The 15,612-nt window shown below is 71.3% G+C and carries 15 protein-coding genes; 8 read left to right on the forward strand and 7 right to left on the reverse strand.

Going from position 1 to position 15,612, the window contains the following annotated elements; all coding sequences use genetic code 11:
* Window positions 1-29 precede the first annotated feature (29 nt).
* Window positions 30-950 (reverse strand): acetyl-CoA carboxylase, carboxyltransferase subunit beta, encoded by a 921-nt coding sequence (gene accD / locus GT358_RS14475; protein ID WP_166583348.1) that lies wholly within the window; start codon window positions 948-950, stop codon window positions 30-32.
* Between the two features lie 163 nt (window positions 951-1,113).
* Between accD and ilvD the strand changes: the two genes are divergently transcribed.
* The 3 genes from ilvD to GT358_RS14490 all read left to right on the forward strand — a co-directional run bounded on the left by ilvD (window position 1,114) and on the right by GT358_RS14490 (window position 4,085).
* The gene (ilvD, locus tag GT358_RS14480; RefSeq protein ID WP_166583349.1) at window positions 1,114-2,844 is read left to right on the forward strand and encodes a dihydroxy-acid dehydratase; all 1,731 of its coding nucleotides are present in this window, start codon (window positions 1,114-1,116) and stop codon (window positions 2,842-2,844) included.
* Between the two features lie 75 nt (window positions 2,845-2,919).
* Window positions 2,920-3,708 (forward strand): DUF6478 family protein, encoded by a 789-nt coding sequence (locus GT358_RS14485; RefSeq protein WP_166583404.1) that lies wholly within the window; start codon window positions 2,920-2,922, stop codon window positions 3,706-3,708.
* Window positions 3,705-4,085, forward strand: coding sequence for a hypothetical protein (locus tag GT358_RS14490; RefSeq protein WP_371416304.1), 381 nt, complete (start codon window positions 3,705-3,707; stop codon window positions 4,083-4,085). The genes GT358_RS14485 and GT358_RS14490 overlap by 4 nt, the downstream gene beginning before the upstream one ends.
* Here the strand turns inward: GT358_RS14490 and GT358_RS14495 are convergent, their stop codons facing one another.
* The gene (locus GT358_RS14495) at window positions 4,086-4,763 is read right to left on the reverse strand and encodes a YggS family pyridoxal phosphate-dependent enzyme (RefSeq protein WP_243730914.1); all 678 of its coding nucleotides are present in this window, start codon (window positions 4,761-4,763) and stop codon (window positions 4,086-4,088) included.
* Window positions 4,764-4,993: 230 nt separating this feature from the next.
* Between GT358_RS14495 and GT358_RS14500 the strand changes: the two genes are divergently transcribed.
* From GT358_RS14500 to holA, 4 genes are all read left to right on the forward strand, one after another.
* Complete coding sequence (locus tag GT358_RS14500) at window positions 4,994-6,094, forward strand: porin (RefSeq protein ID WP_166583350.1); 1,101 nt, start codon at window positions 4,994-4,996, stop codon at window positions 6,092-6,094.
* Between the two features lie 125 nt (window positions 6,095-6,219).
* Window positions 6,220-8,772, forward strand: a complete 2,553-nt coding sequence (gene leuS, locus GT358_RS14505; protein ID WP_166583351.1) for a leucine--tRNA ligase — start codon at window positions 6,220-6,222, stop codon at window positions 8,770-8,772.
* A 124-nt stretch (window positions 8,773-8,896) separates the two neighbouring features.
* Window positions 8,897-9,259: an LptE family protein gene (lptE, locus tag GT358_RS14510; RefSeq protein ID WP_166583352.1), complete on the forward strand. Its 363-nt coding sequence runs from the start codon at window positions 8,897-8,899 to the stop codon at window positions 9,257-9,259.
* 59 nt (window positions 9,260-9,318) lie between these two features.
* Window positions 9,319-10,272 (forward strand): DNA polymerase III subunit delta, encoded by a 954-nt coding sequence (gene holA, locus GT358_RS16875; protein WP_166583353.1) that lies wholly within the window; start codon window positions 9,319-9,321, stop codon window positions 10,270-10,272.
* Window positions 10,273-10,329: 57 nt separating this feature from the next.
* Here holA and GT358_RS14520 read toward each other — a convergent pair whose 3' ends face one another.
* The 5 genes from GT358_RS14520 to GT358_RS14540 all read right to left on the reverse strand — a co-directional run bounded on the left by GT358_RS14520 (window position 10,330) and on the right by GT358_RS14540 (window position 15,175).
* Window positions 10,330-10,560, reverse strand: a complete 231-nt coding sequence (locus tag GT358_RS14520; protein ID WP_166583354.1) for a hypothetical protein — start codon at window positions 10,558-10,560, stop codon at window positions 10,330-10,332.
* Between the two features lie 129 nt (window positions 10,561-10,689).
* Window positions 10,690-10,938, reverse strand: a complete 249-nt coding sequence (locus GT358_RS14525; protein ID WP_371416305.1) for a hypothetical protein — start codon at window positions 10,936-10,938, stop codon at window positions 10,690-10,692.
* Between the two features lie 77 nt (window positions 10,939-11,015).
* The gene (locus GT358_RS14530) at window positions 11,016-11,708 is read right to left on the reverse strand and encodes a YjbF family lipoprotein (protein WP_166583355.1); all 693 of its coding nucleotides are present in this window, start codon (window positions 11,706-11,708) and stop codon (window positions 11,016-11,018) included.
* Window positions 11,705-13,834, reverse strand: a complete 2,130-nt coding sequence (locus tag GT358_RS14535) for a YjbH domain-containing protein (protein WP_166583356.1) — start codon at window positions 13,832-13,834, stop codon at window positions 11,705-11,707. The genes GT358_RS14530 and GT358_RS14535 overlap by 4 nt, the downstream gene beginning before the upstream one ends.
* Window positions 13,835-13,864: 30 nt before the next feature.
* Window positions 13,865-15,175: a TIGR03862 family flavoprotein gene (locus tag GT358_RS14540; RefSeq protein WP_166583357.1), complete on the reverse strand. Its 1,311-nt coding sequence runs from the start codon at window positions 15,173-15,175 to the stop codon at window positions 13,865-13,867.
* On the opposite strand from GT358_RS14540, the gene GT358_RS14545 reads away from it, so the two are divergent.
* Window positions 15,174-15,536 carry a hypothetical protein gene (locus tag GT358_RS14545; protein ID WP_166583358.1) on the forward strand — a complete coding sequence of 121 codons (363 nt, stop codon included), beginning with the start codon at window positions 15,174-15,176 and terminating at the stop codon, window positions 15,534-15,536. The two genes, GT358_RS14540 and GT358_RS14545, sit on opposite strands and share 2 nt — an antisense overlap.
* Window positions 15,537-15,612 lie beyond the last annotated feature (76 nt).

Genomic DNA, 15,612 nt, shown 5'->3' on the forward strand with positions numbered 1-15,612 from the left:
CGGGCCTCGGCGGGATCACGGGGGCGGCCTCACTCGGCGGCGCGCGTCTCGGGCGGCGCGGCGGCGGCCTCGGGCGCGGGCAGGTCGCCCTTGACGGCCGCGGGCTCGCGCAGCAGCAGCCGCAGGATCGTCACGATCTCGTCCTTGAGCTGGCCGCGCGGCGTCACCCGGTCGAGCATCCCGTGATCGAGCAGGTATTCGGCCCTCTGGAACCCCTCGGGCAGCTTCTCGCGGATGGTCTGCTCGATGACGCGCGGCCCGGCAAAGCAGATCAGCGCGCCCGGCTCGGCGATCTGGACGTCGCCCAGCATCGCATAGGAGGCGGTGACCCCCCCGGTCGTCGGATGGGTGAGGACCACGAGATAGGGCAGCCCCGCCTCCTTGAGCGACTGGATCGCGACGGTGGTGCGCGGCAGCTGCATCAGCGACAGGATGCCCTCCTGCATCCGCGCGCCTCCCGCGGCGCTGAAGAGCACGAGCGGACGGCGCAGCTCGACTGCGCGCTCGGCCGCGGCGATGACGGCATTGCCCACATACATGCCCATGGAGCCCGCCATGAAGGCGAAGTCGTGCGCGGCCGCGACGATCGGGGTGCGGCCCACCTCGCCCTCGGCGACCAGCATGGCCTCCTTCTCGCCGGTGGTCCTGCGCGCCTCCTTGAGGCGATCGACGTATTTCTTCTGGTCGCGGAAGCCCAGCGGGTCGGCGACGGGTTCGGGGACCTTCACCTCGGTAAACACGCCACCGTCGAACAGCGCCTTGAAGCGCTCGCGCGGCTTGATCGCCATGTGGTGCCCGCAATGGGTGCAGACGTTGAGATTGGCGGCCAGCTCGCGGTGGAACAGCATCTGCCCGCACTCGTCGCACTTGGTCCACAGGTTCTCCGGCACCTCGCGCCGCGAGAAGATGGAGTTGATCCGCGGACGGACGTAGTTGGAGATCCAGTTCATGCGCGCGGGCTCCGTTGGGGCTCGGGAGGCGGAGATAAGCAAGCGGCGGGCCGGATGCAATCGACCGGGTCCTCGGCCCCTCCGGCCCGGCGCCCCTCCGCGCCCGCCCTTGCCGCCTCTCCGCCCCGCCTCTATCCCTGCCCGGAGCCAGAGGGGGAGAGCCATGAACCAGCGCTTCGACAAGTCGCGCCTGCCCAGCCGCCACGTGACCGAGGGGCCCTCGCGCGCGCCGCACCGGTCCTACTTCTACGCCATGGGCCTGACCGAGGAGGAGATCCACCAGCCCCTCGTCGGCGTGGCGACCTGCTGGAACGAGGCCGCCCCCTGCAACATCGCGCTCAATCGCCAGGCGCAGGTGGTCAAGCTCGGCGTCAAGAAGGCCCGCGGCACCCCGCGTGAGTTCACCACGATCACCGTCACCGACGGCATTGCCATGGGCCACGAGGGGATGCGCTCCTCGCTCGCCAGCCGCGACGCGATCGCCGACACGGTGGAGCTGACCATGCGCGGGCATTGCTACGACGCGCTGGTGGGGCTCGCGGGCTGCGACAAGTCGCTGCCGGGCATGATGATGGCGATGGTCCGCCTCAACGTGCCTTCCGTCTTCATCTATGGCGGCTCCATCCTGCCGGGGCGCTACCAGGGCCGCGACATCACCGTGCAGGACCTGTTCGAGGGCGTGGGCAAGGTCCAGGCCGGCGCCATGTCCGAGGCCGAGCTGGAGATCATGGAGCGCGTGGCCTGTCCGTCCTCGGGCGCCTGCGGGGCGCAGTACACGGCCAACACCATGGCCTGCGTCAGCGAGGCGATCGGGCTCGCGCTGCTCAACTCCTCGGGCGCGCCCGCTCCCTACGAGAGCCGCGACGCCTTCTGCGAGGCCTCGGGCGAGGCGGTGATGCGCCTTCTGGAGAAGAACATCCGCGCCCGCGACATCGTCACCCGCCAGAGCCTGGAGAATGCCGCCCGCGTGGTGGGCTGCACCGGGGGATCGACCAACGCGGCGCTGCACCTGCCGGCCATCGCGCACGAGGCGGGCATCCCCTTCGACCTCTTCGACGTCGCCGACATCATGCGCGACACGCCCTATTTCGTGAACCTGCGCCCCGGCGGCCAGTATGTCGCCAAGGATCTCTGGGAGGTGGGCGGCGTCCCCGTGGTGATGAAGGAACTGGCCAAGCTCGGCCTTCTGCACCTCGACTGCCTGACCGCCTCGGGCCGCACGCTGGGCGAGGAGCTCGAGGAGATCCGGGGCGAGGCCGACGGCCGCGTGATCCATCCGGCCGCCACCCCGATCACGCCGACCGGCGGGGTCGTGGGGCTGAAGGGCAACCTCGCCCCCGACGGGGCCATTGTGAAGGTCGCGGGCATGAGCCCCGAGGAGCAGGTCTTCACCGGCCCGGCGCGCGTCTTCGAATGCGAGGAGGAGGCCTTCGAGGCGGTGCGCGCGCGCGCCTACCGCGAGGGGGAGGTGCTGGTGATCCGCAACGAGGGCCCTGCCGGGGGGCCGGGCATGCGCGAGATGCTGGCGACCACGGCCGCCATCTCGGGACAGGGGATGGGAAAGAAGGTCGCGCTCATCACCGACGGGCGCTTCTCGGGCGCGACGCGGGGCTTCTGCGTGGGCCATGTGGGACCCGAGGCCGCGCATGGCGGGCCCATCGCGCTGCTGCGCGACGGGGACATGATCACCATCGACGCGATCCGGGGCGAGCTGTCGGTGGCGCTGTCGGACGAGGAGCTGGAGGCGCGCCGCCGCGAATGGAGCGGGCCGCGGCCCACCCCCTACACGTCGGGCGCGATCTGGAAGTTCGCCCGCCTTGTGGGATCGGCCCGCTACGGGGCCGTCACCCATCCCGGCGCGGCGGGCGAGTCGCATGTCTATGCGGATCAGTAGTGGCCGCCCGCAGCCGGGGCGTTTCCGTTTCGTTAACGATTCGATGCTATAGTGGCCGCGAATCGGGGGCGGATGATGGCCGGCGGGGCAGGGGGGCGCGTGTGGTCGGCGGTGCTCGATCGCGCGGCGGTGGCGCGGTGGACGCGCGCCGGCCGACAGGTCTCGTCGGCCGAACTGTCGGCGCTGCGGCGCGATCTGGCGCAGGCTCATGTCCTGCGCCACCGGCTCGAGGAGTTTCTGGCCGCGGGCGAGGACCGTCTGGCCCTGCCCCGGATCGGCTCGCAGGCCTTTGCCCGCCCGGCGGGGACTGATTGGGCCTGGCGGCCCAGGCTCTGGCGCGGGCCCTTGGCGCGGAAGGGAGTGGCAGCCGTGGAGACGCGCACCCGCATCGGGGACGAGGCGACGCTCTTTCACGACTGCGCGGTGAGCGAGATCACCCTGCGGCAGATCCGCAACAGCCGCGAGGCGGATCTGGCTCCCTTCGGGCTGCGCTTCGACGTGTTCCGCTTCGACGGCACCTATCTCGCGCTTGCCATCGACCTGCCGGCGGCCGCCTGCGCGGGGCTGGGGCGGCGCCATCTGATCCGTCTCGGGGTGGGGGTCGAGATGGAAAAGCCGCTGGAGATCTTTGCGCGCCTGAACATCCGCCACGGACCCAACACCGAGCAGATCGTGCGCGAGCTGCCGCTGCACCTGCCGCCGCCCCACGACGATGTGGGGGTGGAATTCGACCTCGCCTATACCCGCCTCAACGAGAAGCGCGTGGAGCGGATGTGGCTCGACCTGATCCTCGAGGGGCCGCAGATGAACCAGGTGACGCTGCGCGACCTGACCTTCGCCCGCTATCCGAGGGCGGACCTGTGAGGGGCGAGGAGGCCGTCTCGCCCCGGCTCGTGCCGCTCCGTCTCGCCGGGGGCATGTGGGAGGGACTCTGGGAGGGCGCGGACCCTCCGCGGCTCGTGGCCAGCCACACGGGCATCCCGCTTCCGCCGCCCGAAGCCGCGGAAACCGAAGGGGGCTGGCTGGTCCGCCTCCGCCTGCCGGTCGAGCTGATCGCGGAGGGCGTGCAGACGGTCGTCATCGCCGATGCCGGGACGGGAGGGACGCTCGCCCGCATCACCCTCGTGGCAGGCGAGGTCCTTGCCGACGACCTGCGCGCGGAGATCGACCTGCTGCGGGCCGAGCTCGACATGCTCAAGCGGGCCTTCCGCCGCCACTGTCTCGAGACCGGCGGCGCCTGATCAGCGGCGTGCGCCGAACAGCGCGCTGCCCACGCGCACATGGGTCGCCCCCTCGGCGACGGCGGCCTCGAAGTCGCCGCTCATGCCCATGGACAGCCAGGGCAGTCCCTCGGTCTCCGCGATGGAGCGCAAAAGGCGGAAATGGGGGCGGGGATCGGCGCCGTCCGGGGGAATGGCCATGAGACCGCGCAGCGGCAGGCCCAGCCGCCGGACAAGCGCGACGAGCCCGGCCGCGTCCTCGGGCGCCACGCCGGCCTTCTGCGGCTCGCGGCCCGTGTTGACCTGCACCAGCAGGTCGGGGCAGGAACCCCTCTCGTCGGCGAGGCGCGCCAGAGTCTCGGCCAGGCGCGGGCGGTCGAGGCTGTGGATGGCGTCGAACAGGGCCATCGCCGCGCGCGCCTTGTTGGTCTGAAGAGGCCCCACGAGGTGCAGCGCCACGCCGGCATACCGGCTCCGCAAACCGTCCGCCCCGTCCCAGCGGGATCGCGCCTCCTGCACGCGGTTCTCGCCGAACAGGCGGTGGCCGGCCTCGAGCACGGCGCGCACACGCTCGCATGGCTGTTCCTTGGAGACCGCCACAAGCGCGACCGATCCGGGGGGGCGGCCGGCCGCGGCCTCGGCCGCCCGCAGCCGCGCGAGAACCGCTGCCAGACCCCGTGCCGAACCCGTTTCGTCCAACGTCCCGAACCCCCTTGCCGCGCCGCCTTCGCGCTCCATCTGGCTGACGCGCGAGCCGGTCCGGGTCAAGGGGTGCGGCAGGTTTGCCGCTGTGTGGCCGGCCTGCATCATTTTCGGGGCGCAGGCCGGGCACCCGGCCGAGACGGTTGAATGTGGCGCTGCCCCGGCGCAAAGACGGATCAATGCTAGTCGGACTGGCATTCTCGGGAATGCACAACACGAGGGAAACCATGAAACGCATCCTCTTGGCCTCGGCCTCGATCGTGGCCTTCGCCGGCGCCGCGGCGGCCCAGAACATCACCTTCGGCGGCACCGCCGAACTCGGGTTCAACGACGAGGAAGAGGACGGGTTCTTCTACTCGGCCGACCTCGATGTGACCTTCACGACCACGCTCGACAACGGCCTCGTGGCCTCGGCGACCTTCACGCTGCCGATCGCCAGCAACAACCTCGGCAACACCAATATCGGCGTGGACGACAACTTCGTGCTCGCCATCGAGTCCGAGGGCTTCGGCGGCCTGTTCTTCGGCGACACGGCCTTCGCGGCCGAGACCCGCTGGGATCCGGGCTTCGCCATGGCGTCCGACAACTTCTCGGAGCAGGACAACGAGACCGTCCTGCGCGGCGACGGCGTGTTCGGCGACTGGGAGTTCTCGGTCTCCGGCATCGTGGCGGATGCGGACAACGACCGTCCGGGCACCGGCGGGTCGGGCCGTGACTATCTCGACCAGATCTCGCTCGGCGGCGCCGGCTCGTTCGGCAACTTCGTGATCGACTTCGCCTATCAGGAAGAGTCGCAGATCGCGTCGGATCGCGTCGGCCTCGACGAAAGCGAGGAAGGCGTCTACGACAGCGCCAACGACGACTTCAACCCGAACGAGATCCTCGCCGCGGCCGTCGGCACCACCTTCGGCGGCGCCGACCTGAAGTTCGCGGTCGCCCGCGACCTGACGGCCGAGACCACCTCCTACGGGGTGCTGGCCCGCTATCCGTTCGGCCCCGTGACGCTGACCGGCTCCTACACCTTCGAGCCCGATTTCGACGAAGACTCCTGGCGGGTGCAGGCGGACTACGCCTCCGGCCCCGTCACGGCGAAGGTCTTCTACGAAAGCGAAGTGGGCGAAGAGGACTGGGGCATCGAGGCCGGCTACGCCCTCGACGACCTGACCAACATCTATGTCGGCTACATCGACGCGGATGGCGCCTATGCCGGTGCGCGGTTCGGGATCGGCTCCAACGCCTATCTCGAGGCTTCCTACTCGGAATTCTCGGATGCCGGTCCGACCGAGTTCCGTCAGGGCACCACGCTGCTGGTCGGCCTGACCTTCTGATCCTTCGGCGGTCGGATGGAACGGGGGCGGGTCTTCGGGCCCGCCCCTTTGCGTTGGCCGTCTGGACAAGGACGCGCCCGGCGGGCATCACCGGCGGCGCCATGCCCCCAGCCGAAGGTCGATCCATGTCCGCCCGCTACGACGCTCCCGCCATCGAGGCCCGCTGGCAGGACGCCTGGGACAGGGCGGGCCTGTTCCGCGCCGTCGCGGACCCCGCGCGGCCGAAATGCTATGTACTCGAGATGTTTCCCTATCCGTCGGGGCGCATCCATATGGGCCATGTGCGCAACTACACGATGGGGGATGTGGTGGCGCGGCACCGGCGAGCGACGGGCCATGCGGTGCTGCACCCGATGGGATGGGACGCCTTTGGCCTGCCGGCCGAGAATGCCGCCATGGCCTCCGGCGGCCATCCCAAGGACTGGACGCTCGCCAACATCGCGGCCATGCGCGACCAGATGAAGCCGCTCGGCTTTTCCATCGACTGGAGCCGGGAATTCGCGACCTGCGATCCCGCCTATTACGGGCACCAGCAGCGTCTCTTTCTGGACATGTGGGAGGCCGGCCTCGTCACCCGCAAGGCGGCCGTCGTGAACTGGGACCCGGTGGAGAACACGGTCCTGGCCAACGAACAGGTGGTGGACGGCAGGGGCTGGCGCTCGGGGGCCGAGGTCGAGCGGCGGGAACTCACGCAATGGTTCTTCCGCATCAGCGACATGGCGGGCGAGCTTCTGGATGCGCTCGACGGGCTCGAGGCCTGGCCGGCCAAGGTGCGCCTGATGCAAGCCAACTGGATCGGCCGGTCGCGCGGCCTGGAGATGGCCTGGCCCCTCGTCGAGCCGAGCCACGGGCACGAGACGATCCCCGTCTACACGACCCGTCCGGACACGCTGCTGGGCGCGAGCTTTGTGGGCATCTCGCCCGATCATCCGCTGGCGCGCGCCCTGGCGGCGGCGGATGCGGGAGTCGCCGCCTTCTGCGAGGAGGCGCGCAAGGGCGCCGCCACGGAGGAGGCGATCGAGACCGCGCCGAAGCTCGGGCTCGACACGGGCCTGCGGGTACGCCATCCGCTGGAGACCGGCCGCACGCTGCCGGTCTGGATCGCCAACTTCATCCTGATGGATTACGGCACGGGGGCCATCTTCGGCTGCCCGGCGCATGACGCGCGCGACCTCGAATTCGCACGCAAGTACGGCCTGCCCGTGATCTCCACCTTCGAGGCGGAAGGGGGCAATCCGCTGCCCGAGGAGGGGGCGCCCGCCTTCGTGCCGCCCAGGACCGAGCGGGTCCGCTACACCCGCTCCGTCGCCGGGCCCGAGCACCAGACGGGCGCGGACGCCGTGGAGGCCGCCATCGCGCGCGCCGAGGTCGAGGGCTGGGGCAGGGGTGTCACGCGATACCGCCTGCGCGACTGGCTGCTCAGCCGGCAGCGCTACTGGGGCTGTCCGATCCCCGCGATCCATTGCCCTGCCTGCGGCACGGTGCCGGTGCCGCGCGACCAGCTGCCCGTGCTGCTGCCCGACGACGTGACCTTCGACAGGCCCGGCAACCCGCTCGACCGCCATCCGACCTGGAAACATGTCGCCTGTCCCCGCTGCGGGGGTCAGGCCCAGCGCGAAACCGACACGATGGACACGTTCGTGGACTCGTCCTGGTATTTCGCCCGCTTCACGGCGCCGCACGCATCCACGCCCACCGACCCGGCCGAGGCCGCCTACTGGATGAACGTGGACCAGTATATCGGAGGCATCGAGCACGCGATCCTGCACCTGCTCTACAGCCGCTTCTTCGCCCGTGCGATGGTCCGCACGGGGCATCTGCCGCCCAAGGCTGCCGAGCCCTTCGACGCGCTGTTCACCCAGGGCATGGTCACGCACGAGATCTACCAGACGCGCGACGCGCAGGGCCGCCCCGTCTATCACTTCCCCGAGGAGGTGGAGGACGGCCGCCTGCGGAGCACCGGCGAGGCGGTGGAGATCATCCCCTCGGCCAAGATGTCGAAGTCCAAGAAGAACGTCGTGGACCCCGAGACGATCGTGCGGCGCTGGGGCGCGGACACGGCGCGCTGGTTCGTGCTCTCGGATTCTCCGCCCGAACGGGACGTGGAATGGACCGCGGCCGGGGCGGAGGCGGCCTGGCGCCACCTCGCACGCGTCCATCGTCTCGCGCAGGAGGCTGCCCTGTCGGAGGCGCCCGCCGTGCCGGAGGCCGATGCGGCGCTCGAGCGGGCGCTCCACCGCACGATCCACGAGGTCACGCAAGGTATCGAGAGCTTCGGCTTCAATGCGGCGATCGCCCGCCTGTACGCCTTCACCAACCTCGTGGCCCGGTCCGAAGCCGGAGCCGAGGCGAAGCGTCGCGCCCTGCGGATCATGGCCCAGCTCATGGCGCCCATGACGCCGCATCTGGCCGAGGAGATGTGGTCGCTGCTGGGCGGCGAGGGCCTCTGCGCGGCCGCCCCCTGGCCGGTGGCCGATCCGGCCCAGCTCATCGACGACACGATCACGCTGCCTGTCCAGGTCAACGGCAAGCGGCGCGGCGAGATCACCGTTCCGCGGGATACGGGTCCGGTCGAGATCGAGCGGCTCGCCGTCGAGGCGGTGGCGCGCAGCCTCGATGGCGCGCCGCCCCGCAAGGTCATCGTCGTGCCGGGCCGGATCGTCAATGTGGTCGCCTGAGCCGATCGGCCGGCGCGCGCTCGTCAGCGCCCTGCTGCTCGGTCCGGTCGGTTTGGCCGGATGCGGATTCGCCCCCGCTCTTGCCCCCGGTTCCGTCGGGGCGGGGCTTCGCGGGCAGGTGAGGGTGCTGGCGCCTGCCACGGCCCGCGGCTTTCGCCTGCGAGCGGCCCTGGAGGATCGCCTGGGCGCTCCGGCCGCGGGGGCGCCGCTCGTCCTCGAGACGGATGCGACGGTGCGACAGGTGGAATCCGCCGTCGGCCCGACGGGGGCGATCGCCCGCTACACGCTCGAAGGCCGCGCGCCGTGGCGTCTCGGTCGGGCCGGCACCCCGCTCGCCGAAGGGGAGGTGCAGGCGTTTTCCGGCTACTCGGCCGGGGGCTCGACCGTTGCCCTGCGGGCAGCGGCCATGGATGCCGAAACGCGGCTGATGGCGCAGCTGGCCGAGGCGATCGTGGCACGGCTGCTGCTGCTGGAGGATCTGCCCTGAAGCTGTCCGGGCGCGAGGCACGCCGCTTCCTCGGCCGCCCCCCTGCCGACGTGGCGGCGGTGCTTCTGTCGGGAGAGGATCCGGGGCGCATCGCGGACGCGCGGGGCCGCCTGGTCTCCCTCTGGGCAGGGCCGTCGGCCGAGGCGGAAATGCGGATCGAGCGGCTGTCCGGCGCGGACCTGCGCCGCGACGGACGCGGTCTCGGGGATGCCCTCAAGGCGCAGGGCTTCTTTCCCGGCCCCCGGGTGGTCATCCTGGAGGACGCGACGGACGGTCTGGCGCCGGTCGCGGAGGCGGCCCTGGAGGATTGGCGCGAGGGCGATGCGCGGCTCGTGGTGACGGCGGGGAGCCTGCCGGCCCGCGGGGCGCTGCGGCGCCTGTTCGAGGGTCGGCGGGGTCTGGTGGCGATCACCTTCTACGACGATCCTCCCGATGCGGCCGAACTGGACGCGCTGCTGGCGGAGGCGGGCGTCGGATCGCTGGAACCGGAGGCGCGGGCCCTGATCGAGACGGCGGCGCAGAGCCTGCCGCTCTTCGAACTCTGCGGGCTTCTGGAGCGTCTCGCGCTCTACGGGTTCGGGGATACGGGGCCTGTGGCAGCCGAGGCGGTCGAGGCGTTGTTACCCGACGGGGCCGAGGCGGATCTCGACGCCCTCCTGGCGGCCGTTGCGGCAGGCGAAGAGGCGCGAATTCCCTCGATACTTCAGCGGCTTTCCGCTCAGGGTGTGAATGGCGTGGCGATCGCGACCGGCTTGGGGCGCCATCTGCGCGCCGCCATGGGCGTGGCTGCCGCGAAAGGGGGCCGCGATTCGGCCCTGGCTTCGCTCAGGCCGGTGCCGTTCGGTGCCCGGCGGACGGCGCTCCTGCGTCTGGCCTCCTGGGCCCCGGAGCGACTGGAGAACGCAGCCGGCCTGATCCTCGAACTCGACCGCAACCTTCGCGGCGGCTCGCCCGCGCCGCAGGGCGCTCTGGTGGAACGGGCGCTCCTCCGCCTGGTTCGGCTGGGCCGCTGACACAAGAAGGCCCGCGCCCCGGGAGGGGACGCGAGCCAGCCGTGATCCCGTGGAGGATCAGTTGTTGGGCGTGTCGCTGTCGCTGTCGTTGGCGACCGCGAGCGCGATCAGGCCGCCGAGCAGGGCGAGCGGGAGGATGATGCCCCAGGTGCTGCGCGGAGCCGGCGGCGGCTCGGCGATCACGACGGGCGGGGGCACGTCCACGACGGGGGCAAAGCCACCGGCGAAGGACGGGCCGGCCGCGGCGGCGAGCGCGGCGGCGAGGGCGAGGGATTTCAGATGGCGCATGGTCTCACTCCTGTTTTCTGCGCACGGCCGGGGCCGTCGTTCACGATCATGGCGCATTGCCGTGATGCAGACAAGGCAGGCAAGTAGGCCAGCCTTGTCGGAAATCCCCACCTTGCGGCGGGAATGTCACTAGGCGTCCGGGTCGTCATCGTCGTTGCTGCTGTTGGCGACGGCGAGCGCGATGAGCCCTCCGAGCAGCGCGAGCGGCAGGATGACACCCCAGGTGGAACGGGGCGCGTCAGGCTCGACCAGCACCACGGGACCTTCGACCATCGGCGCGGCGAAGCCGCCCGCCAAGGCCGGTCCCGAGAAACCAGCCAGGGCGGCGATGAGGGCGAATGACCTGAAGGCGCGCATGACCTGCTCCGATGGGCTCACGAAACGCTGAGCCCCACCTAGAGCGATCTGTCCCGCTGCTCAAGCATGGGACGGCCGAAGCGGCGGTTTCTGTGTCGTTACAGCCGATTGGCGCGCAAATATGCAACAGTCGGCGAGACGTATTGCCGGGATGCCGCGATCTCTCCCCGTTCGTCGAGCCAGTAGATGTTGTCGAAGATGAGCCGGTCGCTCCGGCAATTCTCGTCGAAGCGGGCGAGGGTAGCCTGCCTGAGGCCGAGATCCACCGTCTCTCGTCCGGCTGGCCTGACCTGGCAGGCAAAGCGGGTGGTCACGACCTGATCCTGCGCGTCGAGCGTCTCGGCCGTGCGGGTGAGGCTGCCGCCGCCTGCCCGGAGAAGTCCCAGAAGGCCCGGCGCGTCGATGGTGAGCAGATCGTCGCCGAACCCCCGCGTGGCGGTCAGGATGCCGGCATCGAAGGCGGCGGTCGGCCCGGACTGGAGCGCGAGCGTCGTTCGCGGACCGTTGGTCTGGATGATCCGGCCCAGTTCGTTGATTCCGAGGGCGTTGATCTGGACGATCCGGTAGGCGCCGGGAGCGGCAGCGATCGCCTCCGGCGCGAACTGCTCCGGTCCGACCGGCGGGCGGCCGACATCGTCCACCGCGCTGCCGCCGAACAGGCGGCCGATCCCCTGGGCGACCGCGAGGACCCGGGTTTCGGCCGCGGACGCCCCGGGCGGCGCATCGGGGGGAGGGCCGCCGCAGCCGGCCAGCAGGAGCGCGGCGGCCGCCGCGAGCAGGGTCCGTGTCATCGCCAGAACCGCCCCCATGTATCCTCGAGATCCGCATAGCGCCCGCCGCGGACGACCTCGTAGAGGCGGCCCTCCACGTTGAGCCGCGCTCCGCCGTCGCGGTTGAGCGACCGGATCGTGTTGGTCAGATCGCGCCGCGTGGGCCGGCCGAGCACGAAGTCGATCGGCACGGTGAACCGGATGCCCTTGTCGAACGATCCCTCGCCGAAATCCTCGAACGGGATGTCGGTGAGCGTCGCATAGGCGCCGACGCGCCAGCCGTTCTCGAATTCCCGATCCACGGCGAGGGTCGCACCCCAATCCCCCGCAAGGTAGCGCCCGGCATCGACCTGCGCATGGAAGCCGTTGCCCAGATCGTAGTAGAGCGAGGCGTGCCCGGTCACCGTGTCGTAGTCGCGGAAGCCCAGGAGCATGTCGAAGTCGCGCTGGACGGCATAGTTGATCTCGGCGCCCAGCGCCCAGCGGGTGCTGACCGGGGCATAGAGCAGCTCGCCCGAGACCCCGCCATACATGGCCTCGAGATAGCCGGCGGTGACGCGGCTGTAGAGATCGCGGCCGGGCCGGCCGTAATGCGACAGCGTCAGGGTCTGGAGAACCGGATGGCCGTCGCGGCCATAAAGGCCCTGGTCGCGGCGCACCACGGGGATGCCCGCGATGGGCTCGGCCGGCTCGAGGTCGCGCAGGCCCGAGCTGATGACGCGCTGCCGCACGGCCCCCGACAGGATCAGGTTGGGCTGGATGCGGTAGGCAGCCGAGAGTTCCGCGCCGGCGCTGAACTGGATCGGGCTTCCCGCATTGAACAGCGTCAGTCCGAAATACGGCCGGACCCCCCAGGAGAAGGGGTCGCGCGGCGACGGGACGGGCGTGAGACCCGCCGAGGGGCCGGCATCGTCGAACTCGGCTCGGGCCAGGCTGGCGGCGGTCCCGCCGACGCGGTTTTCCAGATCCTCGATGTCCGAGCGTGCGAAGGTGACGGCCGACAGGGGGATGCCCCTCTGCATCGGCTCCAGCGTGAGCCGCTCGATGGAGGGCGGCAATTCCCGCGTCAGGATGCGCGCGATCCGCCCCATGGCCTGCGCCTCCGAGCGGTAGCGCGTGTTGGTATAGCGCACCCGGGCCGTCCGGTCGGTCAGCTCGAGGCCAGCCAGTTCCACGCCTTCGGCGCGCATCGCGGCGGTCAGGCGGTCGCGCAGCGTGCTCTCGGGAAGGGCGGCGCGGTCCCAGCTCTGGGCGGCGCGGAGACCGTCGGCTCGCACCGCCACGGGCAGGGGCGCAGGATCGAGGCCGCTCAGGAACGGACGGTCGTTGGGATTGACGGTGATCGTGCCGCGAAAGGCCAGCTCGCTGCCATACAGATAGCCGAGACCCAGCTGGATGCCGGGCAGGGGCGTCCAGGCGACGCCGAAGTTGAGCGGCGTGCGACGCTCGAACAGGGGCTCGCCCTGGAAGGTCGTGTAGCCGTCGTCCGAGGAATATTCGGCCGTGACGATCCAGCGTTCGTTGGGCGCCCACTCGATGCCGCCGAACAGGGCCGCATCGCCGCGGAAGAACGTCTCGTAGGAGGGCGTGCCGCCCGGATCGCCCGGCAGGAATCCCACGGGACGTTCCTCGAAACGGTCGTCGAGAGCGCCGAGCGGGTTGGTGAAGCCGTTATAGGTGCCGAGCCGCCCCCAGCCCAGGCCCGTGGTCACGCGGAAGGCGCTTCCGATCGTCTTGGTCGCCACGAGATACTCGGACGCATAGAGTCCCGTGCCGAGGAAATCCTGAAGGCCGATCGCGATGGCCGGCATGACCGGCCCCTCGTCGGTCAGGCGGAACCGGAGGTCGAAGGAGCGGTCCCAGTAGCCCTCCCCCTCCTCGGCATAGCCGTCGATGCCGGCATAGCGGAAGGTGCCCGAGAGCCGCGGCGTCACCTGGAAGGTGAAGGAGTTGCGCAGTTCGCGCCCGCGCCAGCCCAGGGTGCCCGCGATCTGCCCGTCCGGTGCGCTGATCGCGGAAGGCATCTCGATCAGACCCGGCGTGCCGTAGAGCGTGTAGTTGGTCCCGTCCTGCGCTCCGGCGGGAACGGCCACGGCCAGCGCCAGCGCGCTTGCAGCGCGGAGCGGTCGGAAGAGGGAGCGGGCCATGGGGCACCTCCTGATCGCGATCGCTGCCACCTAAGCGGAAGCGGACCCCGATGAAAAGCCGTTCTCCTCGTCCCGCGCTCCGTCGCGGGGGCTTTCCGCCGCCGCGATCCAGGCTGCGGCCCCGATCCCGGCCAGCCGGCCCGTGGCCAGGCAGGCCGTCAGAAGATAGCCGCCGGTCGGTGCATCCCAGTCCAGCATCTCGCCGGCCGCGAAGGTCCCGGCCCGGTTGTGCAGCATGAGCCCGTCGGTGAGCGCCGCGAAGCGCAGGCCTCCCGCGGTGGAGATGGCCTCGTCAAGCGGACGGAATCCGTGGTGTCGGACCGGCAGCGCCTTGAGAAGGGGGGCGAGATCCCCGGGCAGGGGACGGCCCCATTCGTGCAGCAGCGCCGCTCGCACCCCTTTCAGCCCCAGCCGCTTGCGCAGCCGGTTGGCGAGGCTGTCGCGCCCGCCCGCCGGCCCCAGCCGCGCGCGCAGCGCCTCTGTTGTCAGATCGGGAAAGAGGTCGAGCCGGAGCGGCGCGCCCTCCCGCAGCGGACGCGAGAGCGCGTAAAGACCGCCCCCCTCGAGCCCTCGGGCCCCGACCACCACCTCTCCGCGCGAGACCACATCGCCAGCGATCCAGGCGGCGGCCTTCACGGCTTGTCCGAAGACCCGTTCCATGGGAGGCGACCAGGACACCGACAGACCGGCATTGGAGGGCGCGAAGGGCGCCGTCAGGCCGGGGGGGAACCGGGCGGACCAGGTCCCGTCCGAACCCAGCCGGCTCCAGCTCGCCCCGCCCAGCGCGAGGACGGTCGCCTGCGCCTGCACCTGCCAGGTGCCCTGGGGGGTGGCGAAGCGGAGGGCCGCTCCGGCCCAGCCGGTCCAGCGCCAGCGCATCCTGAGGACCGCGCCTGCTGCCGTGAGGCGGGCGAGCCAGGCGCGCAGGAGCGGCGAGGCCTTCCAGGCCAGCGGAAACACGCGCCCGGTCGATCCGGTAAACAGGTCCTGCCCCAATCCCCGGGCCCAGGCCATCGCCGCCTCGGGGCCGAACTCCGCAAGCGCCCGGTCCAGGGCCGGCGGGAGCGCCGCGCCATAGGCGGCCCTGAACATCTCCTCCGGTTCGTTCTTGGTCAGGTTGAGCCCGGACCGGCCGGCCATCAGGAACTTGCGCGCCGGCGAGGGCATGGCATCGCAGATCAGCACCGGCCGGCCCGCGGCACACAAGGCTTCGGCCGCCATCAGCCCGGCGGGTCCCGCCCCGACGACGACCGCTCCCGGCCAGCGTTCGACGCTGCCATCCCCCTCCCCCGGTGCGCCCCCCTTGTCGGCCCGCCTTTCCGCCCCGAGATCCCCTGCCATGCCCCGCCGCCGCGCCCGTCCCCCGCCGCCCGGTCCCCCGCCCCCCGAGGAGCGCGGCGAGCCGCTCTGTGCCCTGTGCCTGCGGCCGATCCCGGCCGGCGCGCCGCAGAGCCTGCACCATCTGGTGCCGCGCCTGAAGGGGGGCGGCCGCGGTCCCACAGTGCTCTTGCACCACCTCTGCCACAGGGAAATCCATGCCACGCTGACGGAAGCGGAACTGGCGAGGGGCTATGCCACGGCCGAGGCCTTGCGCGCCCATCCGCGCCTGGCCCGCTTCATCGAATGGCTGCGGGGCCGGCCGCCCGGCTTTCACTCGGCCACGCGGCGCGGGTCCGGTCCGCTCCGGCGCGGGGGGCGCTGAGGATCGCGTCCGCCCGGCGGTTTTGCTGCTTTCCCTTGTGGCTGGGGCGCCGTAGTTTGGCGTCAGGCGCACGTGT

The organism is Rubellimicrobium sp. CFH 75288 (assembly GCF_009904055.1).
GTDB lineage: Bacteria > Pseudomonadota > Alphaproteobacteria > Rhodobacterales > Rhodobacteraceae > Rubellimicrobium.